This window comes from Enterobacter sp. SES19 (genome assembly GCF_011765665.1).
Taxonomy (GTDB): Bacteria; Pseudomonadota; Gammaproteobacteria; order Enterobacterales; family Enterobacteriaceae; genus Enterobacter; species Enterobacter pseudoroggenkampii.
The window spans coordinates 2,652,669-2,678,882 of the sequence record NZ_CP050320.1 but is presented as its reverse complement, the minus strand read 5'-3'; the positions used below and the strand labels follow the sequence as shown (position 1 = coordinate 2,678,882).

Here is a 26,214-nt window from a genome sequence, read left to right as displayed (position 1 = left end):
GTTGAAAATCGCCATCTACACTTGAACAAAATAATATCTTGTGTTCTGCATATTAAAAACATGCAGTAACTCCAGTGAGGTCAATATGTCTTTCACTAACAGAGAGTTGCGTGAACTTGTCGAAACACAATTAAAATATACGTTATGCGTTAGCCTGGACAAGGCTACCAACGGCGATATATTCAATGCTGTGGCGCTGGCAGTGCGGTATTTTCAGCAAGATCGCTTTCTCGATAGTCAGGCCCGGCAGCGCGCTGAAAAGAAAAAACGCGTTTATTATCTCTCAATGGAATTTTTACTCGGGCAGTCATTGCGTAACAACCTGATGAATATGAATTTGCTAGATGATATGCGTCAGGTTGTCAATGAGCTCGGATTTGATTTTGATAATATTTTTGATGAAGAACCCGATGCGGCACTTGGGAATGGGGGGTTAGGGCGCCTGGCCGCCTGCTTCATCGATTCTATGGCTACGTTAGATATTGCTGCTTCAGGGCATGGTATCAAATACGAGTATGGTTTATTCAGGCAGACGTTTGAGAATGGTCAGCAAGTCGAACATCCAGATGACTGGCATTCCATGCACTCCCCCTGGCTAGTTGAACACCATAGCCAGGCTATGCTGATCCCCATTGGTGGTTTCATTGAACATTCAGATGATGTTAATGGTAATTACAACCCAATGTGGATGGGATGGAATACCATCGTAGGCATTCCTAATGATTATTTCGTTTCTGGTTACAGAGGTAACACCACTAATAAACTTCGTTTATACAGTGCCGTAGCTTCTAACTCTTTCAATATTCATATTTTCAATCATGGTGATTATATAAAAGCAGTTAGTGAAAAAATAGCTTCTGAAAATATCTCAAAAATACTCTATCCTTCTGATGAAATTCTCTCAGGTAAGGAGCTCAGACTTACTCAGGAGTATTTTCTTGTGGCATGTACTTTGCGTGATATTTTTCGTGAATATACTGAAATTGAAACGGACATTTCTTTATTGCCGAAGCATGTTGCTATCCAGCTTAATGATACGCATCCCGCGCTGGCTGTTGTCGAGTTGATGCGAATACTTGTCGATGAATACAGCCTTCCCTGGCACCAGGCCTGGGATATCACCCAAAGAACCTGTGCTTACACCAACCATACGTTGATGCCCGAGGCTCTGGAGACCTGGCCAGTGGCGTTGTTCGAAAAACTGTTGCCGCGGCACTTGCAGATTATTTTTGAGATTAACCATCGTTTTCTTGCGGATGTCGCCTCCCGATGGCCAGACAAACCGCACTTATTGACCTCCTTGTCACTTTTTTCGGGGAACAACGAGAAAAGTATCAGGATGGCAAATCTGGCCATCGTCGGGAGTCACTGTGTTAATGGGGTGGCAATGCTCCATTCCGAGCTTATCAAAACGCACCTGGTTCCCGATTTTTATTTTATTACGCCAGATAAATTCATTAATCAGACCAACGGCATTACGCCGCGCAGATGGTTGCAGCAGGCTAACCCAAATCTTGCCGCGTTTCTGAATCAGCAATTGGGTAACCGATGGCCGACGGATTTACATATGCTTCGACAGCTGGAGAAGCATGCGGATGATACGGGGGTGATCGATCATATTCGCGGCATTAAATTCAAAAATAAATCCGCGCTGAGCCAGATTGTTTCACAACGCTATGGGATTATGTTGGACCCTATGGCAATGTTTGATTGTCAGGTAAAACGCATTCATGAATACAAGCGCCAGCTTCTGAATATTCTGCACGTCATTTCTCTCTATATTGATATTAAAGAGAATGGGAGAACCATAGCACCTAAGGTGCATCTTTTTGCAGGTAAAGCGGCACCCGGTTATCGAATGGCAAAGCTTATTATTCAGTTAATTAATGCTGTTGCGAATAAAATCAACAGCGATGCGCGTATTGCCGGACAGCTGAAAGTCATTTTTCTTGAGGATTACAAAGTCTCCTTAGCCGAAAGCATAATACCGGCAACAGACCTGTCTGAACAAATATCCACAGCAGGTACGGAGGCATCTGGAACCAGTAATATGAAGTTCGCGCTGAATGGTGCGTTAACAATGGGTACGTATGATGGTGCCAACATTGAAATTCTTAATGCTGTTGGGGTAGAAAACTTCTATCTTTTCGGCGCGACGGCTGAAGAAATCAATGAAATGCGTTCAAATGGCGATAATAATCGTTTCTATCGTCAGAGCGATCCTCGAATGATGCGTATAGTGGATACGCTTATTTCTGGCGAATTTACCGCGGATCGTGAAATTTTTGCACAGCTACACCATATGTTGACAACAGCCGATCATTATTGTCATCTGCTGGATTTTGACAGCTACAGTCAAACCCAACGTCAGGCAATGGCGGATTTTGAACATCCCCGCCAGTGGCATCGAAAAGCGTTGCTAAATATTAGCCGAATGGGGGAGTTTTCGAGTGACAGAACCATTCAGGGATATGCAAGGGATATTTGGGGAATAAATTGCTGAGGGTCATGCTTCCGGTTGCCTTCCGGGAGCGATGCCGGTGCACTAAGATCTGCATTCGGGAACACGTTACGCCTGATGTGAGGGTGATTATGAACTTTGAAATACAGAGTGAAAATGACGTACAGATTGTCGTTCCGCTGGTTCGCAGGCTGGATGCTTCTGTCGAGCAGACCTTTAAGCAGCAGGTGCTGGAGGTGATTGAAAAAAGTAATAAAAAGATATTGCTGGATTTCAGCCACGTAGATTTTATTGACAGCAGCTGTCTCGGCGCGCTGGTATCCATACTCAAGAGTTTAAACGGCAAGGGTGAGCTGGTGCTGTGTTCGCTTAACAGCAATACACACGATCTCTTTAAGCTGACCAGGATGGATCGTATTTTTTCTATTAAGGCCAATCGCCAGGATGCCCTGCAGGTGTTGATGGGCTAATATCACATTGCTTTTAGGGGAGAAAGCGGGATGTGCCAACGGTTAAAACGAGAACTGACGCATCCTCGCGCCAGTCCTGAAAACATGGCTCCGCTCCACCCGCACGGTATTCGCCCGGGCTGATACCGGCGCGCTATTGTGCTAATAACGCACTAAACTTCGCCAGCCACTGCGGATGCGCGGGCCAGGCGGGAGCCGTCACCAGGTTGCCGTCTACGTGGGCCTGATCGATGCCGATAGTGGCGTAGTGTCCTCCGGCGAGGCGCACCTCAGGCGCGCAGGCCGGGTAGGCGCTACAGGTTCGTCCTTTCAGGATACCTGCGGCAGCGAGCAGCTGCGGGCCGTGACACACTGCCGCAATCGGCTTACGCGCGGCGTCAAATGCCTGCACCAGCTTTAACACGTCCTCATTTAGCCGCAGATACTCGGGCGCTCTCCCGCCGGGGATGAGCAGCGCGTCGTAATCCTGTTCCTTGACGGTGGAAAAATCGGCGTTGAGGGTAAAGCGGTGACCGGGTTTTTCGCTATAGGTCTGGGCGCCGTCGAAATCATGGATTGCCGTCATGATGTAGTCGCCTTTTGGTTTGTCGGGACAGACTGCATCTACCTGATGGCCAATCATCTGCAAAGCCTGAAAAGGCACCATGGTCTCGTAATCTTCGGCGTAGTCGCCAACCAGCATCAGGATCTTCTTGCTCATCATTCCTCACCTTTTTCAATAAAGATGATTAAGATATAGCCTGGCGTGGCTGAATTGCCGGAAATAAAAAAGCCCGTCAGAGCACGGGCAACATAAGCAAATGAATAAGTGATTCGTTATCAACGTTGTTGGAGGATAACGCCGCGTATTTTACGCGGCTGTAAGGGAAGCAGATACCTGACATATTCGGTAGGTGAAACAAGCGATTAAACGTGCGTTACGGTGCGTCGAAGGTTGGGTAAAGGCTATTTTCAAGGAATTCGACGAGATACCAGATCTCACCGCTAAAAATAAACCAGAAGCCAAATATAATAAGGAGTAAAATAATTAAGGTGAGTATTATTTCTGTTTTTCCCATTGCAGCTTTAACCCACCTGAAGCTAATTGATTCGAGGTGGGCATTGTAGCGGGGCTTTACTGGATACTCCAGTTTCATGCAGCAAGGACTTTATTGCGTCCGTCATTTTTAGCGCGATACAGGGCATCGTCCACACGCTTAAACAGCTCATCAATACTCTCCCCCTGATCGTGCCGCGCCACGCCAATGCTGACGGTAAACCGCGGTAAGCCCGGAATCGTAATGCGGGCTACGGCTGCACGGATCGACTCGGCAATCTGCAACGCGGTGTCGAGAGAAGTGCGCGGCAGCAGAATTACGAACTCTTCGCCACCCCAGCGGAACACCATGTCGCCCTCCCGACTACAGGCTTCGAGCGTTCGCGAGAGGGCGATAAGCACCTCATCACCTTTCAGATGACCGAACAGATCGTTAATATTTTTGAAATGGTCGGTATCCACCAGCAGCAGGCTAAATTGCTGTTGCGCTGGAAGATAATTGAGGCTGTTTTGATCGGTAATGGCATAGAACTGGCGCCGGTTGAGTAGCCCGGTCATGGAGTCACGTAACGCCGCATGCTCCAGCTCCTGCTCCAGCCTTTTCTGCTCGGTGATATCGTGAATGATGCACAGCATCAGCTTGTCGCCGTAGATCTCAATGGGCCCGGCATACGTCTGAACGTGGCGGGTGGATCCATCGGCCAGGCGGTGAACAAAATTGAGAGGCTTATGACCACCGGGCAGCGCGGCAATCGCCGTCATAATGGGCATCACATCCCGCCCCAGGGTATTAATTTCCCAGGTATGCTTACTGCACATGTCGTCGTGTGAATAGCCATAAAAATTGAGTGCAGCCAGATTCGCATCGACGATTTGACCATCGCGGGCAGGATCGATCAGCAGCATCGGGGCGCTGTTGGTCAGAAAAAAGCGCGCATAAAATCCCTGTTTTTTCCGCCGGTAGGTGGCGGAACGGCTGGCCTTCAATCCTGAGAGTAATTGTGGTGAGGTCCCCTCGAAAACAATCACGTCACCCCAGGGGGCGTAGTGGGCAAGCGAGAGACGACAGCTTAACGGCGTATCCTGGCCATCCCAGCTGATTGTCCAGATTTCGACGATCTCCTGATCTGTTTTCAGTTCAGGTACATACATCGACAGGAGGGGTTGCGCATTCGCAGAATAGGTGCCTTTGCGCAGGTCATCGAGCGTTTTATCCCCCATGACCTGCGTTGCGGCCACATTCGCAAAAATGATCTGTTCCGACACGGGTGAAATGAGCCACACGGGTGTTTTAATTACATTCAACGCATCAAAACAAGGTTGCGACATAGGCATTTCCTGTTCATTGGCACACTGTGGCTGACATGTATGACAGAATTGACTCGCGTGTACTGCTTTGAAACATACTCCACTTCATCCCGTCAGGCATGATTTTTTTGTGAAGCAAATGCGTTTTCCGAATGAATTTTACCAATTGGTATAATTTGTTTGTCCGAGTTTATTTGCAGCAGCAGCCACGGTACCTGTTCGGCAGGTAAGGGGCGGGAGAAAAGGTACCCCTGCAGATAATCGCAGCCGAGACGGGTGAGGACCGCCTCCTGTTCTTCCGTTTCGATCCCTTCTGCCACCACATTCATTTCCATGGTCCGGGCGATACTGATGATGGTTTCAACCAGCTTGTAGCTTTTTTCATTTTCCAGCATCGAGGTTACGAAGCTTCTGTCGATCTTAAGTTCTTTAGCCGGAAGCACGCTCAGCATCAGCAGGTTGGAATAGCCCGTACCGAAATCATCAATCGAGACGGTGATCCCTGCGTGATTAAACGTATTGAGCAACTCAATGCTGCGGTCGAGATTTTTAAGCGCGGTGCTCTCCGTTACCTCAAGGATCAGCCGGGACGGAGACAGGTTATATTTTTCCAGCATCGACGAGATGATAGGGAAAATGTCCGGCTGTTCGAACTGGACGGGGGATAGGTTGAGCGACAACGTCCACTGGCTGAACCCTTGTTCAGTCCAGAAATGCAGCTGCCGGCATGCCGCTTCAATGGCCCAGTTGCCCACCGGGATAATTAAGCCGGTTTGTTCGAGCGAGGGGATAAACAGACCAGGCAGCACAACGCCTTGCTCAGGATGCCGCCATCGCAGAAGGGCTTCAAAACCATGAATGGTTTTCTCTCCCGCATGCCAGGTGGGCTGGTACCACAGTTCAAACTGATCGCGTTCAAGCGCCTGAGAAAGTTCCTGCAGGAAACCGGGTTTCGCTGGGATCGCTGTTGACATCTCGGACTGATAAATCGCCCAGCCGTTGCGCCCATCGTCTTTGACATGATGTAAGGCTGCATCCGCCTTAAGTTTGAGCTCGTGCAGCGTTTCGCCATCCTGAGGATAGAGGCTGACGCCCGCGCTGATCGTCGTGCTCAACGTATGTCCGCAAACAGACAGAGGGCGTCGTACATCCCCGAGCAGTGAAGTGAGCAGGGCGTTGAGCTTGTCGTCATCACATTCCGGCACCAGCAGGATAAAGGCGTCTCCTCCCAGTCTTGCCAGGGTCATCTCACGCGTGAGTCGGGCCGTGATGCGCTGTGCGACGGTGATCAATAACTCATCGCCGACGCTGTGACCCCAGGTATCGTTGACGCGTTTGAAATGATCGACGTTCAGGAAAATGACGGCAAATTGCCTGTTACTCAGCAACGCGCTGCGCAGGCAGTCCTGCATGCGGAGATCCATCTGGTGGCGATTCGCGAGTCCGGTGAGCGCGTCAAAGCGCGCCTGTAGCTCAAGCTGCCGATTGAGCTGCCGCAGATTGTCCGTCAGCCGGCCGGTGCGTCGGTGAGAATCGACAAGGGAAATAATTAACATCACGCCAAGCAGGCAGAGCGTGGTGACCGAAACCCAGATGGATAACCCCAGTTCGCCGATCCCGCCGGGGAGGGTATGCGACATTTCCGGGTAATGCGCGGCACTCATGCCGGTATAGTGCATCGCACAAATGGCGGCGGCCATGACCAGGGCCGCGAGAAGACGATCGATAAAGACGCCTTTGTGTTTATCTCGCAGACGGAAAGCCAGCCACAGCGCCGTGCCGGAAGCCACCACGGCAATGACCACGGACAACCCCACAATACGGCGATCCCAGATGATGCTGCCATCCAGCATCAGGGCCGCCATACCGATGTAGTGCATAGACACCACGCCAGCGCTCAGGATAGCCGTGGCGAGGATCAGTCGAAAGGAAGAACGTTTTTTGCCCACGACGGCAATGTTCAGAGACGTGGTCGATGCAACCACCGCGGCGCCCAGTGAAGCAAGGGTTAACCAGAGGTCGTAGCTCATCATCATGGGCATTTGCATCGACAGCATGCCGATAAAGTGCATCGACCAAATGCCAATGCCCAGCGTAACCCCACCGGCAATGCGCCAGAACAGGGCAGCCTTTCGGCTGGAAAGGGGGATCTTTCCGGCGCTGTCCAGCGCCACAAAGGAGGCGATAAACGCCACCAGATAAGAGATAGCGATTAACACAGGGTCCCACGATATATTGAGCATTATGCAATCCCACGCCTGAGAGGGTTACCGATTTCGCCTGCCGGGTACATCTTTATCGGGCAACGAACATGCGCATTCAAACCATATTAGTTATTTATCGTGAAAAATGACCAGTCATATTAATACTCTAAAACTTATTAAGAATATAAAATATATTCCATTGTTAATGTATTAAGCATTGCTAAACAAAAACGAATAAAAGTAGCAAAGCTCCTTAAATATGAGGGCGATCGTATCGTCTCACCGCGGGCGATACTATCGCTTAAGATGGCGAGAGACCAGTATCACAGCATCCTGCGCAGAACATTTTCACTAATACACTCTTTTTGTCTGACTTAAGACAAATCTCAGGATGCTAACGGCGAAAAAACAAACCCGTGAAGTTTGCGAGGAAAAACGTCTGAGCCAATGCTATAAGTCTTAATGCCGACCAAAATATAAAACGTGGGTATTATCATGCTAAAAAATATTAGTGTCAGGACCTTTATTATTGGGTTCCTTTTATCTCTTTTTTTGGTGGATGCAGGTGTCGTTGTTCTATTTTCCAGCAATCCTTCTCTCTTTATTTCGCTTAATGTCATCAACTTCATTGCGCTATTTTTGCTCTGGGTCTATATGACGAAGTATCTTGTGACGCCGATCAATACGGTGAAGAAGAGTATTGAAGAGGTGACAGCAGGTAATCTTGGTGTCTCTATCCCTGAATTTGGCAATAACTGTGCCGGCCGACTCATCCCGGGGATAAACAGCCTCTCCGGCAACATTGCGACGCTGGTGCGCGAGATCAGGGCGTCGTCGCAGACCGCGATGACCTTATCGGATCAACTCTCGGCACGTAGCGCTCAGCTTTCGGTGAAAACCGAGCAGCAGTCTGCGTCTTTAGTGCAAACCGCAGCCAGCATGGAGCAAATGGCGGCGAGTACTAAAAACAATGCCGATAACACCCGCCTGGCGAGCGAACAGGCTAATGTGGCGACGCTGCAGGCGCGCAAGGGCGGGGAGCTGATGGGGCAGGTCGCCAACAATATGCAGTCCATTACCGAATGCGCCCAGCAGATGACGGAGATTATTTCGTTGATTGACGGCATTGCGTTCCAGACCAATATTCTGGCGCTCAACGCGGCCGTTGAGGCGGCAAGGGCAGGCGATCATGGAAAAGGTTTTTCTGTCGTTGCGGAAGAGGTCAGAAACCTGGCACACCGCAGCGCAGAGGCCGCGAAGAATATCAAAGCGCTGATTGAAGTCACCAGCAGTAACGTCACGCAGGGCGCTACCGTTGTTTCGCAGGCAGAGAAGAATATGCATGAAATCGTGACGGGCTCGGGGAATGTCAGTCGCTTAATGGACGACATTTCCGCGTCGACGTCAGAGCAGGAAAAAGGCATTTCTCAGATCACGCTGGCCCTTTCGGAGCTGGAGCGGGTCACGCAAAGCAACGTGGCGATGGCTGAGGAACTCAACGGATCCTCTGATGTCCTGCGCAATCAGGTCATTGAGCTGCAGGCCCGCACGCGTAATTTCAGACTTGACCAGGGCTCTTCTTCCTCATTACCAGGCGGCTCGCCATCCTTCTTCCAGCGGCCAGAGCACTCACTCTGACTGAATCTCAAAGCCTGGCATGCCAGGCTTTTTTTTACGCCTCTGTCCAGCATGTACATTTCCTGAACGATATCAGCGCGATGGGAGACATAGTTGTTGCTTAACCCCCGATGGACGCTAGACTGACACCAAAAGAGCTTAAAAGGTGGAGGCGCTGTGGAAAGCATTAAAGGATCTGAACTTAACGTTCCTGACGCAGTTTTTGCGTGGGTGCTGGACGGCCGCGGCGGTGCGCGACCGCTGGAAGATAATGATGTGATCGACAGTGCGCATCCCTGCTGGCTACATCTGAACTATACCCACCCGGACAGCGCTGACTGGCTGGCCTCGACCCCGCTCTTGCCAAATAACGTGCGCGATGCGCTGGCGGGTGAAAGCCTGCGGCCGCGCGTGAGCCGAATGGGGGACGGTACGCTGATCACCCTGCGCTGCATTAACGGCAGCACGGATGAACGTCCGGATCAGCTGGTTGCGATGCGGGTCTATATGGACGATGGGCTGATTGTCTCCACCCGACAGCGTAAAGTCCTGGCGCTGGATGACATCGTAAACGATCTGAAAGAGGGCACCGGGCCGATCGATTGCGGCAGCTGGCTGGTGGACATCTGTGACGCGCTTACCGATCACGCGAGCGAATTTATCGAAGAACTGCACGACAAAATCATCGACCTGGAAGATAACCTGCTCGATCAGCAGATCCCGCCGCGCGGTTTTCTGGCCCTGTTGCGTAAGCAGCTAATTGTGATGCGCCGCTATATGACGCCGCAGCGCGACGTGTACGCGCGTCTGGCCAGCGAAAGACTCGCCTGGATGAATGACGATCAGCGACGCAGAATGCAGGATATTGCCGACAGGCTGGGGCGCGGGCTGGACGAGATTGATTCCTGTATTGCCAGAACGGCGGTGATGGCGGACGAGATCGCGCAGGTGATGCAGGAGTCGCTGGCGAGAAGAACCTACACGATGTCCCTGATGGCGATGGTCTTTTTGCCCAGCACGTTCCTTACCGGGCTGTTTGGCGTAAACCTGGGCGGTATCCCGGGCAATGCCTATCGCTATGGTTTTACCGCGTTTTGCGTCATGTTAGTTGTTTTGATAGGCGGTGTTGCATGGTGGTTGCATCGTAGTAAATGGCTGTAAATTTACGCTTTTTCCAGCTTTTGCCGGGATCAAAACGCTCTTTTAATTGAGCGAGGTCAATAAACATCTACCCCGTAAGGTGCAATATTACTCCCGCAGGTGAATGCAACGTCAAGCGATGGGCGTTGCGCTCCATATTGTCTTACTTCCTTTTTTGAATTACTGCATAGCACAATTGATTCGTACGACGCCGACTTCATAGTCGGCTTTTTTTTGCCTCCTGATTCTCAACGTCTACCCTAAAAGGGACGACAGTAAATTCTGGAGGGAATGATGAGCATCCTGAACGCTCTGCTACTGCAACAATCGCGTCAATCCGATCCTATCCCCAGCGATCCGGTCCCCATGCCCGATCCCATCCCGCGCCCGCAGCCGATGCCCGACCCGCCGCCCGATGAAGAACCGATTAAATTGTCGCATCGAACCGCGAGATCTGCGAGGATACGCGCCATCTGACTGCAAAGATGACCACGAGAGACTATTGTGACCGCTTTTTCTACCCTGAATGTTTTGCCCACTGCCCAGCTTGATAACCTCAACGAGCTGGGATACCTCACGATGACGCCTGTTCAGGCGGCCGCGTTGCCTGCCATCCTCGAGGGCCGTGACGTGCGCGTACAGGCGAAAACGGGCAGCGGGAAAACGGCGGCATTCGGCCTCGGCCTGTTGCAGCATATTGATGCGGCGCTTTTTCAGACCCAGTCTCTGGTGCTGTGCCCGACCCGCGAACTGGCAGATCAGGTTGCGGGTGAACTGCGTCGCCTGGCGCGTTTCCTGCCCAATACCAAGATTTTAACCCTCTGCGGCGGACAGCCGTTCGGCGCGCAGCGTGATTCACTCCAGCATGCGCCGCACATTATTGTCGCCACGCCTGGCCGCCTGCTCGATCATCTGCAAAAAGGCACCGTCTCGCTGGATGCGCTACAAACGCTGGTCATGGATGAGGCCGATCGCATGCTGGACATGGGCTTCAGCGATGCGATTGACGAGGTGATCCGTTTCGCACCCACCGACCGTCAGACGCTGCTGTTCTCTGCAACCTGGCCGGACGCTATCGCCGCCATCAGCGGGCGCGTGCAGAAAAATCCACTCACCATTGAAATCGACAGCGTAGATGCGCTGCCCGCTATCGAGCAGCAGTTCTTTGAAACCTCACAGCAGGGGAAAATTCCGCTCCTGCAGAAATTGCTGAGCCAGCATCAGCCTGCCTCCTGCGTGGTGTTCTGTAATACCAAAAAAGACTGTCAGTCGGTCTGTGATACCCTCAATGCCGCCGGGCAGAGCGCACTGTCGCTGCATGGCGATCTGGAACAGCGCGATCGCGATCAGACGCTGGTTCGATTCGCTAACGGCAGCGCCCGTGTTCTTGTCGCAACCGACGTCGCTGCGCGCGGTCTGGATATTAAATCCCTTGAGCTGGTGGTGAACTTTGAGCTGGCGTGGGATCCCGAAGTGCACGTGCACCGTATTGGCCGTACCGCACGTGCAGGAAACAGCGGTCTGGCGATCAGCCTCTGCGCACCGGAAGAGGCGCAGCGCGCCAATATTCTCTCTGAGATGCTGCAGATGAAGCTGAACTGGATGAATGCCCCTGCTGGCGTCAGCCTGGTGCCGCTGGAAGCCGAAATGGCGACGCTGTGTATTGATGGCGGTAAAAAAGCCAAGATGCGTCCAGGTGACGTATTAGGCGCGCTGACCGGGGATGTGGGTCTGGACGGAGCGGATATCGGTAAGATTGCAGTTCATCCGGCGCATGTCTACGTAGCGGTTCGCCAGGCGGTGGCCCATAAGGCATGGAAGCAGCTGCAGAACGGGAAAATCAAGGGTAAAACCTGTCGCGTACGTCTGCTGAAATAAAGCATCAAGCGTCTCAGAATATGTTTCTGAGACGCTACTCGCTTACTTCACTTCAAGCACGTTCAGACGAAGCTCTTCAAACTGATTGTCATCGTCTTCCGGCTGCCAGCCGGCTGGCTGCATGGGAATATCTTCCCGGTCAAACGCCAGATCGCCGCCATTCACCACGTCTGAGTCATGGTTAATGCCTTTGAAGTCGAACAGTTCTACATCCGCGAGATGGGAAGGGACAACGTTCTGCATCGCGCTGAACATAGTTTCGATACGACCCGGATAACGCTTATCCCAGTCGCGCAGCATATCGCCAATCACCTGACGCTGCAGGTTCGGCTGAGAGCCGCAAAGGTTACATGGAATGATTGGGAACCCTTTAGCCTGAGAAAAACGCTCAATGTCTTTTTCACGACAGTAGGCAAGCGGGCGGATCACAATGTGTTTACCGTCATCGCTCATCAGTTTAGGCGGCATGCCTTTCATTTTGCCGCCGTAGAACATATTGAGGAACAGCGTTTGCAGGATATCGTCGCGGTGATGGCCCAGCGCAATTTTGGTCGCGCCCAGCTCCGTCGCGGTACGATACAGAATGCCGCGGCGCAGGCGAGAGCACAGAGAACAGGTGGTTTTCCCTTCCGGGATTTTCTCTTTCACAATACCGTAGGTATTTTCTTCGACGATTTTGTACTCAACGCCCAGCTTCTCGAGGTATTCCGGCAGAATGTGCTCCGGGAAACCCGGTTGCTTCTGATCAAGGTTGACCGCCACCAGGGAAAATTTCACCGGTGCACTTTGCTGAAGATTACGCAGGATCTCCAGCATGGTGTAGCTGTCTTTACCCCCTGACAGGCAAACCATGATGCGGTCGCCTTCTTCAATCATGTTGAAGTCTGCAATGGCTTCGCCCACGTTACGGCGCAGTCGCTTTTGCAGTTTATTCAGGTTGTATTGCTCTTTCTTTGTATTTGATTGATTTTCTTGCATTTATTACTACCTTCGGAGCCAATAGGGGCATAATAGGGGCAAAAATTTTTCAGCGTGCCAGCTTATCGTTAAGCATCAGCACCTGTTCGCCATTCATTTCTTCAATCCACGCACCGTAGACTTCATAAACCATTTGCGCGTTTTCATGCCCCATCTGGCTGGCTATGAAAGACGGGTTAGCGCCGGCAGATAAAAGCCAGCAGGCAAAAGTATGCCGCGTATGGTACGGATTCCGGCGGCGAATACCAGCACGTTTTACAGCTGCGTTAAATCTGGAGCCGATACTCGATAAAGAGTAGTAGGCCTTCTGTATGCCCTTGCGCATCCTGGGCATGAAAACAAACCGCAGGTTCTGATATTCCATCGCACCATACTCTCGGTGATGAAACACAATCTCGGTTTTGGGCTGTAACGAAGTCAGCGTACGCTGTGCCTTCAAGGCCTCTAGTGCTGGCTCTAATAGCGTGATAACTCGATCACCTGCATCGGTTTTTGGTGGGACGAACATTCCTAGCGCATTAAGGTTGCGCTGTATATGAGCCGTACCTTTTTCCCAGTCGATATCTTCCCAGGCAAGAGCTGCAAGCTCTCCATGACGGACACCAGTATAAACTGCGAACGTCCACATATTGAGGCTCTGGCCACGCTCGGATGCCGCAAGCAAACTAAACTCCTGCTTCGTTAAAGGATCCGGTTTTACTTTCCCTTTGTGTAGTTTCTTGATCCCTTCAAAGGGTTTGCCACTGATAAAGCCAGATTTGTGTGCAAACCGAAGAAGGGAGCACAGAAGCGATATATAGTTGTTCACGGTACGCACAGTGCGTCCCTGTTTGTTACTTCTGGGATTTGCCAGGTAAAGTGTCTCACCGTTCAACAGTTCCTTCCTGTATTTCAGAATGTCGCTGTGGCGTATAGTTGAAACAGGCGTATCTCCGTTAATGATGTGCATTAACGTACCGAGTTGTGAGCGCGTCTTACGCATGGTATTCGCGCTAATTTCGGTTTCTTTAATGCTCGTCCACAGTTCACACAGCTCTGAAAAGGTTTGAACTGAAACAGTGGTTACGGTTTTTTTGGCTCTGGACGATGAAGGAAAGCGCTGGTGGTAATCAAACTCTCCAAGGTTGATCTCACTAACGATCATAGCCCGAAGATTCCCGGCTTTTTTGATGTTCGCCGGGGTGTTAACCCAACCTTTGAGAATTTCGCGGCAACGCTTTCCCCGGTACATAAACCAGATACAAATCTTATTGTTTCTGATTTCGACACCTGTAGGCAAAGCTGCCATCTTACGCATCCCTTATTAACTGATTAATTCTCGGATAGTTGTACCAGGTTGTGCCACGCATGGTTTTTTCTCCGGAAGGAGAAACCCGTTTAAAATGGACACCTTCCACCCAACAGCCCTGGCGATACTTCTCAATCTGTCGTTCGGTCAGGCCTGTTTTTTCTGTGAGCCTTGCGCCAACAACCCATTCTTCGTTAAAAATTACCTGCGACATGGTTCACCTCAGGTAACCGGCATGAGTATAGATATGCCGGTCTGTAGTCGTTGATATTTCAGTTTCAGTTTGCCTGGCCGGGCAGGGAACGCAGTCGGCGCATGCCGGTCATTGCTGTGGCCACGTAGCTTGCCTTGCAGTTGACCACTTCAACCCAGACCTTCACGCCTTCCACTCTCACCGTATAAGTCTCTTTCATCTTGCTGCGCCCATAGTCACCGTATCTTTGCTGGTGGGCTGCGAGTGCGATTTCACATGCCTGGCGAGCCAAAGGGGATTGCTTACTGCCTCGATTAATCAGTCGCATTTCTTCTCCTTGAGGGAGGGTTTCCCCTCCCGATCTCGTTAGTCCAGGTATTCCGGTTTCATATCCGCCAGGGTGATGCTGAACTGTCCATGTAGCTCGTCGCCCAAATGTCGTTTCGACGATGCAAGAACGCGCTCTACTTCTGCGAACCGCGCAACTGCATCGGGATCATCAGAAGGTGGCAAGGAATTGATGGCTGCTTCGACTTTGTTCCGTGCATCAACCAGGTAATAACGCTTCACGGCCTTGTTTTTCAGCTCAGTGAACAGGGCAGAACCCAGCGTTGCTTTCACGGTTTCAATATCTGCGCGCAGAGCTTTAGCGCTATCCACATCCTGAGCCGCCTCGATGCGATCACGGAAATCATCAGCAAGTGCATCGATGTTTTGAGCTGATTCCTGAGCCGTTTGAGTCGTAGTGACGTTGTCACCTGAAATGTCTGCAAGGCTAACGTGCTGCGCCGGTGCTGGGTTTACCTCTCGTTCTTCACGGCGATCATCCAGTTCATCCGGGGTGTAGACGCCCAGAATCACATCCGGGCAGAACAGTCTCGCCCAGCGTTTGACGGCCAGGTACGCCAGCTGCTGGCGAGGATCGTCTGCCCACAGGGTAGAGTTTCTGGTGCGGGCCTGAGCCAGCAGTAAATCAAGTTCCCTCGGCTGATCTTCGCCTTTCAGGGTTGCGCGGATAATGATGCCGATCCCGGCTTCGTCAGCCAGGGTCCAGCCCGGGACGCGGTACTCGCCTTTGTCGCCTTTGCGGATATGGAATTTTCCAACGACCTTTTCCCATGGCCCGTACCATTCATATTCAAAGCGGCTTGCCAGCACGCCGCTGCGTGAAATGACGGCATTAACCAGCTGCGCTTCATACCCGAGCACACCGTTAATCAGGTGCGTCTTCTGCGCCACGGCAAAGGGATTCATCTGCCACTGTGCCGCTTGCATCGCAACTGCCATGCAGTCGGCCTGGTTGCCCTGCAGGTGCTTAGGAACAGTAGCGGTGCCTTGGGCCATAATCTGCGCGAACGTGCTGATGGCGTTCAGATACTGGGAATCGAACAAAGCCACGTTGGAGTTAATAACGGTGTTCTGGTCAGCAACGGTAACGTTTGTGTTATGCATAAATCCCCCCTTAAGCCTGAGCGCGCAGCGCTTCGAGGCGGCGCAGGTCGAAGTCGTTCAGTTCATCGGTGTAATCGGTAGTGATCGGCGCTGGCCACTCGCCCGTATCGAAGCCTGTGGCGATGGCGCGCATCGTTTTGCGGTACTCGAGCATGCCCAGCTCCAGCAGTTCAGTGGATGCCTCAATGATGGCGATCCAGTGGTAGTTCTCGTCTTTATTGACGAAAATCCAGAAGAACTGGTCCAGCGCCGCGGTCTCGCAATACATAGCCGCGCTGAGGTGATAGTCACGGTCTATGATTTCCCGGTGCAGCCTGGCGCGCAGGCTTTCTTGCTTCACATTCCACATGCTGATGGTTTTCAGGTCAGCACCGATACGCACGCCGTCCAGTTCAATCTCGAGGTCAGGGCGTACACGTACTTCTAAACCTGTTTCGTCGTCAAAGCCGAAGTAACTCACTTCAACAGCGCGGCTTGGATGTGTCAGCAGCATGCCAGCGGTAGGGTGCGTCAGGAGTGCAGACTGAATTGCCCGCGCTGTGGCCAGTTGCTGGCGGGTAACCAGAATCTTTTCGCCAGGGTTGTCGCGCCAGGCATCCAGCAGTTCGTCGGCGAATATGGCATCGGGCTTAACCGACTTAACAGCATGGATCATGTCCGTTTTGGTGCCGGACACTTTCAGCGGCGTCGGTTTCTGCGCTTCCTGTGCGACCAAATCAGGATTGATGATCGCTAATTGCTCGAGTAACGCATCACGGCTGCCGCTGGTTTTAACCGGTACGGGCAGGGTGGCGTTGTACTCTTTGATGCAGGCCTTCATCGCCGTTGCTGTCTGCTTCTGGCCTTCTTCAATACGCTGGTACGCAACAGGGAGAGCCATATAGCTTTGACCCGTTTCTTCCAGGCTGGCGCCAAGCGGCACTGGAGCGGGAAGGGACGCGTTATGTTCTTCAAGTAACGCTTTAATCTCGTCAGCGCTTAGCAGCGCCGGCAGGCTGGCGTTGTACGCTTCGATGAACTCGCGCAGAGTTGCTGTGGTGGTGAAAGCACCCTCTGGGATCTCAGGTTCTACGCTGAATTCTGCTTCGAGGTTTTCCGGCTGCAGTGCAAGGGCATGCACCAGGTTCCCCATGTCCAGCACTTTGGATGTTGTGCGCGGGATGGTTTTAGCCACATTTCGTGCGTTGAAGTACATCAGGCTGACGCGGGCATCTTTCACCTGGGTTGAGCTAATACCGTTTGCTGCGTGATAAACGTCATTCGGTAGGCCTTCGTAGCGGCCAGGCTCGAAGTAAGCGGGGTATTCAATTACTGGTTTTGCTTGCTGTTCTTCCAACGCTACGGAATCTGTCTGCGAATTATCTGCATCAGTGCTTTCGCTCGGTGGTACCGAACCAACATCTTCGTCTTTCTCTGGCTTAGCCGTTTCCATCTGCACATCGTTGGTGGTCTCCGCTGCGTTTTCCGTTTTTTCGACTTCATTTGAGGAGGTATCGACGACCGGTTCGGTATTTCCACCCATCAGGCCATCGATGGAGAACACGCCGCTGCCGAGATTTTCAACCTGCGGTTGTTCACCTGGGGCTTCAGTCTCAACTACAGGAGTAGGCAACGGCAGTAACTCCACAGCAGAGATAAACTCAGCCGTCATGGTTTTATTAACAAATTCAAGATGAGCCGCTGGCGTGTGGTGGATGTTTTCCGGCGCTATGCGGATCAGATTGAAGATTGCCGCACGGTTCACCGCCAGTACGCCGGGCTGATTACGCAGGATGGCGCTCCATGATTTCCATGGTTCTTCTTTCTTCGCCACGATTTCTTTGGCACGTCGTAACACGCTCGAAGGAATTTCGAAGTGGTGGAAGTCCATAGGCAGTAGGGCGCATGCGATCTCAAGATCGAGGGTGTCCAGAGTGTGATGCGCGCCTTCGCCGCGATCCGTTACATAGCCACCGTCTGCATTGGTCCCAGAATCAGTGCGCTGAACATTACTGATGCGATTACCGGTAGCCCATTCGCGAACGAGAATGCCGCGATCGATATATTCAGTCGCCGCCCAGATTCGGGTAAAACGAAGTACCAGAGCGAGTTCGTGACGCTTCTCCTTGCTGAACACCTTGCGAATGGCGTCGGTATAGCGCCACAGGTCTTTGGTGTCGTAACCCTTAACTTCTTCGCAGTTTTCTGCCGCCAGCAGCAGGTTCTGGACATAGCTGTTGTCAGTGTCCATCTCCAGCGCGCTGATACCTTCGTATTCTTCGCGGGTTAAGTGGTGTCGCAGTTCGTCGGCGGTGAACTGGGCGAGTAGCTGCTTGCGGAACGGCATACGAACGACTGGATAACGTGTGGTTTCGTCATCATTCTCGTCAATCTGAATACCGTTTTCAGGTTCTGGATCCTGAATGGTTGTAACGTCGGAGTTGCTGGTGCTTTCTGATTTGAGAAGTGTAAGCTTTCCGCTTCTCCACTCTCTAACTAACTCATTGCGGTCACCTGCATCTACTCTCAACCAGTCGGCCATGAAAGCAGCAAGTAGCTTTACTTCGTGCTCTTCATCTGGCGCAAATACCTGCTTAATCGCCTGAACCAGTTTCCACTCAGCGTTCAGGCTGAGTTCGGCAACTTCCGGGATGTCGTTCTTCGCCATCAGCAGGTTCTGGAGATAGGTGTAGCCTTCATCCAGTGACATTTCGCTGGCAGCCAGCTGCTGCTCTTTAGTGATATGTGACTGGTATTTGTCGCTGGTCAGGTGGACGGCATAACGAACCGCTGGAGTGCGGTTTTCAACTGGGACACTCTCGACGGTCGTTTCGACTTTAACGGTAGTTTCCGGTGCGGCAGAGTTGTCCACGGGTCCAGTCGACTCAGCACCAGCCTTTGGCAGCCAGGTGCGTCCATCGTCCTGCAGTTCGTAGCGTTTGCACCAGGTGTAATCCACAGTGCTTTCTTCAGGCAGATCGTTGAAAACAGGGAAATCGGTGCGAACCGGTTTGACGTAATCCTTACCGCGACCGGTTTCAATACCTGCATCTTCTAGCTCAACATCGAGCTGCAGGTTTGCACGGGCTTCAGATTTCGCAGTGAACCAAATCACTGCGTCTTCTTTGCCAGATTTCTGCGTAGCCTTCACTACATAGAAAAATTCCATGTGAGATCCTCTTTTTTGGATGTAAGATCCCCGGGCCAGAGATAGCGCCCATTGGGTGAACTTTGGTTTTTTAAGTAGTTTTCCGGTGTAACTTTGGTCGGGAGCACCGGACGTACGGGCCGCCTTGCGCGGCTTTTACGTTATGCCTCGTGTGCCATCTGGTCGAACGAAGCACAACGTTCAGAGCAGTATTCTTTATCTTTGCGCGCCAACTGTGCGCCGTTGCGATAGAGAAGGGTACTTTTGACTACTTCTTCCGGGTTAACCGGATTGCCGCAGTACCCGCATTTTGTTGAGTTACACATCTGGATTGCCCTTTTGCGCCAGCAGGTAGCACAGGCGGCGAATAATCACCTCGAAGAAGTTCAGCTTTACGGCCTGCTGCCGTCCTGGTTTGCGTGCGAAATCAATCATTCTCACCCTCGTTTGCCTTATCGCCGGCCAGCGGAACGTTTACACCTGATGCGCGTTAATCTCTCCACCTCATCCGACTATTCGTATGCCGTCGGCGGCTACTTCGTGGGCGTCCTGCCTTGGTGGTTCGTAGTGCGTCTTGGTTAGATGGATTAAATCACTGGTTTATATGAGTGTCAACCCTTGGTTAATGATAATTGTAAATCTACGGTTTATATGGATAGATATTGTGATGAGGCTGACGAATCGCAGGCAAAAAAAAACCGACGCAGTGGCCGGGATTTAGGAAAAGCGGGCACGGGTTGGAGGGAGAGTTGATGGTTGCGGACAACAAAACCAGCGAGGTGGTCAAGGGTATTTATTCAAATTCGAGCTTAATATTCGTAGGGTAGACGTTAGCTGAAGTTTTGGCATAACCGCATGAAAAACCCGACACAGGGGTCGGGTTATGGCTTCTTCAAATACAGGTTAATTAAAAGTGTTATAACGGGCATTGCGACTGAAAAAAGTAATATAGTAAGAAACCATACTTTCATCGAATCAGCTGTAGGGCGCTTGGCTAATGCAGCATCAATTTCAGTAGTTTTTTGTAACAATACTGAGACATCTGTTTTCGTTGCAGAAGTCGTTTTCGTCAACTCTCTAATATCTTCACGAGCTTCGGCAAGGTTAACCTTGATATTCTCCACATCAGCTTCCAGTTTAGCTACGCGAATTTCAAGCATGTCATCCCCCCCACCATTTCCAGAACCATACTTTGAAGTATGGGTATGGTTGCTATCATTTTCAAGTTTATCTCTAGGATGTGCGAAGTGAAATACCTGACCCATTTACTTTCCCCCTGCGACAAAAACGCTTAAGAAACAACTTATAGAATCGACTTGCGTTTTGACGCCTTCTTCATTTTTTACCATTAAGCTGGTTCTGATTTCGTAAATGCCTGAGCAAGGAAATATAACATTACTTACATGCATAGCCGTCGTGACGATGACGGATTCATCACCGACATACGTTGTATCCATAACCTCTTGAAAACCATCAAGAGAATCAGAATCAAGAGTGATTGCTTCATTGTCAAGATACACATCAACGGTTATAAAGGTATTTTTAAGAACCAATAATAAAATTGAAGCAGTTACAATAATGGTATTTTTTTTAGAAGGGGAAATATCAATCAGAAGTGAATCGGGTTTATAAGGTTTTTTTGAAGATTGCCCCTCCCTTAGCAAAGTAGGATATACAAATAAAACCTTTTCTTTATTTTCCATATATATCACTCACTCCAAAAAAGTCTGTACTGATAATTTGTAAAATTCTAATCCGGACAGAATACTTGAGCTAAGAGTTAGGACGCATCTCCACTTCTGATGCGCCCCTTCATGTATCGCGCATAAAGTTCATCAAGTTCATTCAGGCGAAGCGCGAAGATACGGAGCATGTTCTGTTGCTCTTCCGCTGGTAGTTGCCGGTAAAGTTCTAATAGGCGCTGTTCGTCCGGCTTGAGTCCATCTTTCTCACCAACGTCCTCGCCGAGTAACCAGGCAACAGAAATGCCTGCAGCGTCAGCTATGGCCAGTGCCGACTTCTTACTAATCACGCCTTTCTTGAACCAGCCGTTTACGGCCTGAGGGGTGACTCCAGCTATTCGTGCCATATCTGCTTTGGTAACACCGCGATCAGTGATCTCAGTGAGGCGTTTCACCAAAACAAGGTTGGGTTCTTCTTTTCTCATAGGGCCATTGTAAATATTTGGTTTATACACGCAATAAATCCTTGGTTTGCATATGGTGTAAATCTGTGGTTTACTTTTGCTATCCATAAGCAGGAGAAACACATGTCCGCACTTGATAAAGCAATTAAAGCCGCTGGCTCAGCCAGAAAGCTCAGCATCGCGCTTGGTGTGACGAGTATGTCTGTAAGCCATTGGAAGAATCGCGACCACGGGATCGTCCCGCCAAGTTACATTTTCTCGATTTTCAAAATGACAGGCGTAACGCCCCACGAACTACGCCCTGATCTCTACCCAAACCCAACTGATGGTTTACCTAAACAGGAGCCTTAACAATGCAAACTGTTTCATTTCAACAGAGTAGCAGAGCTTCCTCTAATCCTCTGATATTCCCGTGTCATCAAAGCGAACCGGCAACGCAGGATATAGATCATCGTGATATCTGCTCAGCTGTCCGAGCCTGGGCAGCGGCAGAAGGGCGCATAGCTGTCGCTCTTCAGATCCAAGAAGCGGCAGAAGAACTTCAGCTTAATGGCGTGGACTTCTCAGGCCAGGCCGATGTCTGGAACGTGAAGCTGTTCCGATGGCTGGACAACAAAGAAGACTCCGCATCTTACCGAAAGAACGTCGAACAGCTGGTGCCCGCGATCATGTCTGTATTACCGCTTCGATACCGCGACCGTGTCGTTAAAAACGACTCGTTTGCCTACCGGATGGCCAGATTGGAAAAAGAGGTTAGTGAGGCGAAGCAAGCTCTGATGCTCGATGCACCGAAGAAGGAAAAGCTGAAGGAGCTAGGCGAGGGGATTTTCGAAATGTTCAGAGTCGATCCTGACCTTACGGCACCTCTGCTGGCGATGGTGACAACCATGCTGGGGGCAATGTGAATACTCTAGAAAAGGCGAAAGCCGGTCTGCGCGAACAGAACCGACTTTCAGGTGCAAAAACGGAGTGTAATTGCGGAGCTAAGTATGTCAAACACAGCTGAAATTATCAATTTCCCCCAAAGAACCGAACAACCGGGAGGTCGTATGGCCGACCTGTCGAATGGGTATACCAAGGTCGCTAACGAAATCCAACAGCTCAAGCCTCGTCTGAGAATGTCAGGCCGGGAGTGGCAGTGTTTTGAAGCAGTGATCTGGCTTACCTACGGCTGGAACAAGAAACAGGACCGCGTTACGAACACGGTGATTGCCGAGCTTACAGGGCTGAGTGATTCGCATGTTTCTGATGCGCTCAAATCGCTCTCAGAACGCAAAATTATCTTCAGTCAGAAGCAGGGCGTGATGAAAACGGTCGGTATAAATACTGACCTTTCCGCCTGGATTTTAGACAAACCGAAAACGGGAAAAGTCTTCCCGAAATCGGGAAAAGTGTTACCGAAAACGGGAAAAACCTTCCCGGAAACGGTAGACACCCAAGACTATAACAAGAACAATATTAAAATATCCTCGTCTCGGAATTCTGACGAATCCCGAAACCAGAAAACTCAAAAGTTTCTCTCACGCCATCCAGAAGCTGCCGCCGGGATATACACCCCGGCAGGTAAATCATGGGGATCAGCTGACGACCTCAAGGCCGCACGCTGGATTTACGACAGGCTTCTCACCGTCAACGCATCGCTATCCGAACCTAACTGGGCTGAATGGGCGAACACCATCAGGCTGATGCGTGTCCAGGACAAACGTACCCACTACGAAATCTGTGACCTGTTCCAGTGGGCCAACCGGGACGAGTTCTGGAAAGACAACATCCTGAGCCCTACAAGTCTGCGAAAGCAGTGGGATCAGCTCACCACCAAACGGCTGCGTGCAACCGGAGCGGTAAAACCATCCCGGGGCGGTATTGACCTGCATAACACCGACTGGATTGATGGGGTGCTGGAATGAAAAACCTAGCCGAGAGCATTCGCAATTTTGACAGGGAACAGGCTCGGCGCGTGGTGCACAACCTTCCTGAGCAGTACACCGAACGCGAACAAACGCAGCAGGTGGCGCAGATTATCAACGGGCTATTCGTACAGCTGGCAGCTGCGTTCCCAGCAAGCCTGGTTAATCGCAGCCAGGAAGAGGTGAATGAGATCCGCCGCCAGTGGGTGCTGGCTTTCAAAGAAAACGGGATAACCAGCATGGAGCAGGTTGAGGCCGGCATGCGAATGGTGCGTCGCCAGGAGCGTCCCTTTCTGCCTTCGCCAGGCCAGTTCATCAAGTGGTGCAGGGAAGGGGGCAGCGTGCTGGGGATCACCACCGCTGACGTAATGGCTGAATACTGGAAGTGGCGCAAGCTGGTGTTCCGCTACCCGAGCAGTGAGCAGTATCCGTGGCCAAAGCCGGTTTTTTACCACATCTGCATTGAGCTGCGCCGTCGAGGAACTGATGGGCAACTTAGTCAGAAAGAACTCGAGCGTGAAGCCAGCGATATTCTAGATAGGTGGGAAAAGCGGGTGCTGGCCGGGAAGCCTATTCCTCCAGTTCGTCGGGCGTTGGCAGCACCTGTGGCACCGAAGGGGCCGACACCTGCGGAGCTTTTGAAAGCCAAATATGAGCGAATGAAGGCAGATGGAAGAGTGTAACTATGCCAGTAAATATTCTTATGATTCGTACCGCATGGCGAATGAGTTAAAGGCTTTGTCTTCTTTGCGTGTTATAACCGAGTACAAGCCGCCTCTTCTGGCGACAAAGAGGCATCAGAATGAAATTAAGAATCACAAGAGCAATCGGCCTCAGCAAGTTCTCGCCACGGTGGGTTAAGCTTATCTGTTTACGGTTGACTAAAAACGATATTGAGCGCTCCCTCAACGCAGTGCTGGCCACAATTGATGAATCTGAACTCACCTCTGAGCAAGTCAAAGCATTGAGGGAATGCGTTGACAGAATTAACCTAGCAATGGGGAAGGGGATGAAAGCGTGAGCAATTTTGATTAAGCATGTTTCGATGTTGCTTTTTTAGAATAAATTTTATGCAAAATCAACGACAAACGTGATTTTGCTACATGTATGAGAGAAAGGTAGACGATACCGTATATACGCCGCGCGTTGGTTACGCCAGTATCGCCGAAGGGGCCGACACCAGCGGAGTTGCTTAAATCGATGCACGAACGATACAAAGCAAATTTTAAAGCGGCTTGTGAGTGGGACTTATTTCGCCCCTAATTCAAATTCAGCGTGGATAAATTGTCTGACTTGAAGGATCGAATTGAGGTTAAGTTTGTGCCCGATATTATTGGTGTAGGTATAGATAGTTTTGGGTGACAGGTAAATTTTTCTTGCTGCAGCGTACGTGTCGTCAGTATCAAGGAGAGCGAAAAGGGTCTTCTTTTCCTGGGCTGAAAGCATGCAAAGGTTTCTGCAGCGCGATATTTGGTTCAACGCATATTCAGGAGAATGCGTTCGCCCGCTAGTGAGTTGTTTTCGAAATTCCATAAAGCACGATTTCCTGTATATCGTCACAAGTGGTTCCAGGACCCTTGAACTGACATCCTTGCCACCAATGAAGATCACCTGGTGTTTTTCCGTCATTTTCTTCCTTTTCAAAAGGTTGTAAATTGCACCCAGGCTTCTGAATGATTCAATATCTACGATGCAAACCTTTCTGCTGGGGGACGCATGCTGGAGGATGACAGACAGCGCTTTATTCAAAAAAACATCTTTCGTCAAAATTATGTGAGGCATAAACATAACCAGAACATCTCAGAACAAAGTGAAAAGGGGCCGAAAGGCCCCTGTGGTAACATCAGAATCCGATACGGATACCGGCCACACCCTGGATAGGTGTCTCGATTTGGCTGCCCTGACGATAATTAGCCTCACCGTACAAGGTTACGTCTTTACCAACGTTGACCGACGCACCCAGACCGTACTTGCCTGATGTGCCTTTGACGTTGTTGTCAAAGCGATTGCGCTCATTGATCGTGACCTCATTGGAGTTAGCAAACTCCTGCAGCACCGCAGCTGACAGATAAGGTTTGAACTCAGTCGAGCCAATATTGAACTTACCGGCAATCTTCGCACCGGCTTCACCCGTGACAGAACGCGGTGAGCCCGTATTACCTTTCATGCCGTTGCTGAGTTTCACCTCCTCACTGGTTATCTGAACAAACGCCAGGCGTCCATAAGGCGTGATGCTTACATCATCATTGAGATCGAACTGATAACCACCTTCAACGGCTGTGCTGAGTGCATACTGCTTCCAGTCACCGCCGGTTCTACCGCCATTGGTCATGACCGCTCTCAGTTTGTTGTTAAGACGGTTACCTTTCACAACACCATCTGTGTAGAACCCGCTGGCGTCAAACCACGTGGCATACAGGCCAAGACCATAGCTGTCGATTTTGCTCTTGCCGCCGCGATCATGTTTAACCTTGTTGTCGCTATATGACATGAATGCGCCCGTGACGAGGCTGCCACGTTCAAAATCAGTCCGGATATCTGCCCCGATTTCCATACCGTTTTGATTAAGCTGATAAGCTGCGCCATTGCTGGTATCAATGTTATTTTTGCTTCCGAGGTAGTGACCCCAAACGTTACTTTCTGGTCCGGTTTTATCCAGACTCGCGCGATACGTGCGAAGACCATCCAGCTCGCCGTGGATCACGTTCAGACCGGCATTGGACATGGCCAGAACAGCATCGGTTGCAGGCGTGGTCATCGGCTTCTTGCCGCCGCTGCCGTTACCACCCGCGTTGCCGTTGTCGCCGCCGCCAGGGTTTTCACCACCAGGGGTCTCACCGCCCGGGTTCTCGCCACCCGGGTTCTCGCCACCCGGGTTTTCGCCACCAGGGTTCTCGCCGCCAGGGTTCTCGCCACCCGGGTTTTCGCCACCAGGGTTCTCACCGCCCGGGTTCTCGCCGCCAGGGTTCTCGCCACCAGGGTTCTCGCCACCAGGGTTCTCACCTCCAG

25 protein-coding genes and 1 pseudogene are annotated in these 26,214 nt (G+C 51.0%); 10 read left to right on the top strand and 16 right to left on the bottom strand.

Annotation, left to right across the window (positions count from 1 at the left end):
- The first annotated feature begins 85 nt into the window (after nt 1-85).
- Together GXP72_RS12720 and GXP72_RS12715 are read left to right on the top strand one after the other, a co-directional pair.
- Nucleotides 86-2,503 (top strand): glycogen/starch/alpha-glucan phosphorylase, encoded by a 2,418-nt coding sequence (locus tag GXP72_RS12720; protein ID WP_208762958.1) that lies wholly within the window; start codon nt 86-88, stop codon nt 2,501-2,503.
- A gap of 89 nt (nt 2,504-2,592) precedes the next feature.
- Nucleotides 2,593-2,931 (top strand): STAS domain-containing protein, encoded by a 339-nt coding sequence (locus GXP72_RS12715; protein WP_157189288.1) that lies wholly within the window; start codon nt 2,593-2,595, stop codon nt 2,929-2,931.
- Nucleotides 2,932-3,064: 133 nt separating this feature from the next.
- Here GXP72_RS12715 and GXP72_RS12710 read toward each other — a convergent pair whose 3' ends face one another.
- From GXP72_RS12710 to GXP72_RS12695, 4 genes are all read right to left on the bottom strand, one after another.
- The gene (locus tag GXP72_RS12710) at nt 3,065-3,631 is read right to left on the bottom strand and encodes a DJ-1/PfpI family protein (RefSeq protein ID WP_032647513.1); all 567 of its coding nucleotides are present in this window, start codon (nt 3,629-3,631) and stop codon (nt 3,065-3,067) included.
- 217 nt (nt 3,632-3,848) lie between these two features.
- On the bottom strand, nt 3,849-3,989 hold the full coding sequence (locus GXP72_RS12705) for an Ecr family regulatory small membrane protein (RefSeq protein WP_021240268.1): 141 nt from the start codon (nt 3,987-3,989) through the stop codon (nt 3,849-3,851).
- A 74-nt stretch (nt 3,990-4,063) separates the two neighbouring features.
- A complete protein-coding gene (locus GXP72_RS12700) occupies nt 4,064-5,296 on the bottom strand; it encodes a sensor domain-containing diguanylate cyclase (RefSeq protein WP_024907161.1) in 1,233 nt (410 codons plus the stop codon).
- A gap of 92 nt (nt 5,297-5,388) precedes the next feature.
- Entirely contained in the window at nt 5,389-7,518 is a 2,130-nt protein-coding gene (locus tag GXP72_RS12695) for an EAL domain-containing protein (RefSeq protein ID WP_061714999.1), read from the bottom strand.
- A 456-nt stretch (nt 7,519-7,974) separates the two neighbouring features.
- On the opposite strand from GXP72_RS12695, the gene GXP72_RS12690 reads away from it, so the two are divergent.
- The 4 genes from GXP72_RS12690 to dbpA all read left to right on the top strand — a co-directional run bounded on the left by GXP72_RS12690 (nt 7,975) and on the right by dbpA (nt 12,114).
- Entirely contained in the window at nt 7,975-9,117 is a 1,143-nt protein-coding gene (locus tag GXP72_RS12690) for a methyl-accepting chemotaxis protein (protein ID WP_208762957.1), read from the top strand.
- A gap of 156 nt (nt 9,118-9,273) precedes the next feature.
- Entirely contained in the window at nt 9,274-10,257 is a 984-nt protein-coding gene (gene zntB, locus GXP72_RS12685; RefSeq protein ID WP_208762956.1) for a zinc transporter ZntB, read from the top strand.
- Nucleotides 10,258-10,539: 282 nt separating this feature from the next.
- On the top strand, nt 10,540-10,713 hold the full coding sequence (locus GXP72_RS22655) for a hypothetical protein (protein ID WP_316326207.1): 174 nt from the start codon (nt 10,540-10,542) through the stop codon (nt 10,711-10,713).
- A 27-nt stretch (nt 10,714-10,740) separates the two neighbouring features.
- Nucleotides 10,741-12,114, top strand: a complete 1,374-nt coding sequence (gene dbpA / locus GXP72_RS12680; protein ID WP_061715007.1) for an ATP-dependent RNA helicase DbpA — start codon at nt 10,741-10,743, stop codon at nt 12,112-12,114.
- Nucleotides 12,115-12,156: 42 nt separating this feature from the next.
- Here dbpA and ttcA read toward each other — a convergent pair whose 3' ends face one another.
- The 11 genes and pseudogenes from ttcA to GXP72_RS12630 all read right to left on the bottom strand — a co-directional run bounded on the left by ttcA (nt 12,157) and on the right by GXP72_RS12630 (nt 21,349).
- Complete coding sequence (ttcA, locus tag GXP72_RS12675; protein ID WP_208762955.1) at nt 12,157-13,092, bottom strand: tRNA 2-thiocytidine(32) synthetase TtcA; 936 nt, start codon at nt 13,090-13,092, stop codon at nt 12,157-12,159.
- Between the two features lie 49 nt (nt 13,093-13,141).
- A complete protein-coding gene (locus GXP72_RS12670; protein WP_208762954.1) occupies nt 13,142-14,380 on the bottom strand; it encodes a site-specific integrase in 1,239 nt (412 codons plus the stop codon).
- Nucleotide 14,381: 1 nt separating this feature from the next.
- A complete protein-coding gene (xisR, locus tag GXP72_RS12665; RefSeq protein ID WP_208762953.1) occupies nt 14,382-14,594 on the bottom strand; it encodes an excisionase family protein in 213 nt (70 codons plus the stop codon).
- A 64-nt stretch (nt 14,595-14,658) separates the two neighbouring features.
- Entirely contained in the window at nt 14,659-14,901 is a 243-nt protein-coding gene (locus GXP72_RS12660) for a DUF4060 family protein (protein ID WP_020882485.1), read from the bottom strand.
- Between the two features lie 38 nt (nt 14,902-14,939).
- Nucleotides 14,940-16,025 (bottom strand): RecT family recombinase, encoded by a 1,086-nt coding sequence (locus GXP72_RS12655; RefSeq protein ID WP_208762952.1) that lies wholly within the window; start codon nt 16,023-16,025, stop codon nt 14,940-14,942.
- Between the two features lie 10 nt (nt 16,026-16,035).
- Nucleotides 16,036-19,173, bottom strand: coding sequence for a RecE family exodeoxyribonuclease (locus tag GXP72_RS12650; RefSeq protein WP_208762951.1), 3,138 nt, complete (start codon nt 19,171-19,173; stop codon nt 16,036-16,038).
- Nucleotides 19,174-19,313: 140 nt separating this feature from the next.
- Entirely contained in the window at nt 19,314-19,478 is a 165-nt protein-coding gene (locus GXP72_RS22650; protein WP_244319916.1) for a YdaE family protein, read from the bottom strand.
- Nucleotides 19,471-19,626: pseudogene (locus GXP72_RS22645) on the bottom strand (hypothetical protein); the annotation flags it as partial. The pseudogene GXP72_RS22645 and the gene GXP72_RS22650, both read right to left, overlap by 8 nt.
- 407 nt (nt 19,627-20,033) lie before the next feature.
- Nucleotides 20,034-20,417, bottom strand: a complete 384-nt coding sequence (locus tag GXP72_RS12640; RefSeq protein WP_208762950.1) for a hypothetical protein — start codon at nt 20,415-20,417, stop codon at nt 20,034-20,036.
- The gene (locus GXP72_RS12635; protein WP_023344305.1) at nt 20,418-20,855 is read right to left on the bottom strand and encodes a hypothetical protein; all 438 of its coding nucleotides are present in this window, start codon (nt 20,853-20,855) and stop codon (nt 20,418-20,420) included. It abuts the gene before it with no gap.
- 77 nt (nt 20,856-20,932) lie between these two features.
- The gene (locus tag GXP72_RS12630; protein ID WP_208762949.1) at nt 20,933-21,349 is read right to left on the bottom strand and encodes a helix-turn-helix domain-containing protein; all 417 of its coding nucleotides are present in this window, start codon (nt 21,347-21,349) and stop codon (nt 20,933-20,935) included.
- Between the two features lie 72 nt (nt 21,350-21,421).
- Here GXP72_RS12630 and GXP72_RS12625 point away from each other — a divergent pair, with 72 nt between their 5' ends.
- From GXP72_RS12625 to GXP72_RS12610, 4 genes are all read left to right on the top strand, one after another.
- Nucleotides 21,422-21,649, top strand: coding sequence for a YdaS family helix-turn-helix protein (locus GXP72_RS12625; protein ID WP_023344303.1), 228 nt, complete (start codon nt 21,422-21,424; stop codon nt 21,647-21,649).
- Between the two features lie 2 nt (nt 21,650-21,651).
- Nucleotides 21,652-22,203 carry a toxin YdaT family protein gene (locus tag GXP72_RS12620; protein ID WP_095449135.1) on the top strand — a complete coding sequence of 184 codons (552 nt, stop codon included), beginning with the start codon at nt 21,652-21,654 and terminating at the stop codon, nt 22,201-22,203.
- An 84-nt stretch (nt 22,204-22,287) separates the two neighbouring features.
- On the top strand, nt 22,288-23,205 hold the full coding sequence (locus GXP72_RS12615; RefSeq protein ID WP_208762948.1) for a replication protein: 918 nt from the start codon (nt 22,288-22,290) through the stop codon (nt 23,203-23,205).
- Nucleotides 23,202-23,888: a replication protein P gene (locus GXP72_RS12610; protein WP_208762947.1), complete on the top strand. Its 687-nt coding sequence runs from the start codon at nt 23,202-23,204 to the stop codon at nt 23,886-23,888. Before GXP72_RS12615 ends, GXP72_RS12610 begins: the two co-directional genes overlap by 4 nt.
- A gap of 1,160 nt (nt 23,889-25,048) precedes the next feature.
- On the opposite strand, the gene GXP72_RS12605 is transcribed toward GXP72_RS12610, so the two are convergent.
- Nucleotides 25,049-26,214 (bottom strand): autotransporter outer membrane beta-barrel domain-containing protein (locus GXP72_RS12605; protein WP_208762946.1); only part of this gene is annotated, 1,166 nt, incomplete at its 5' end.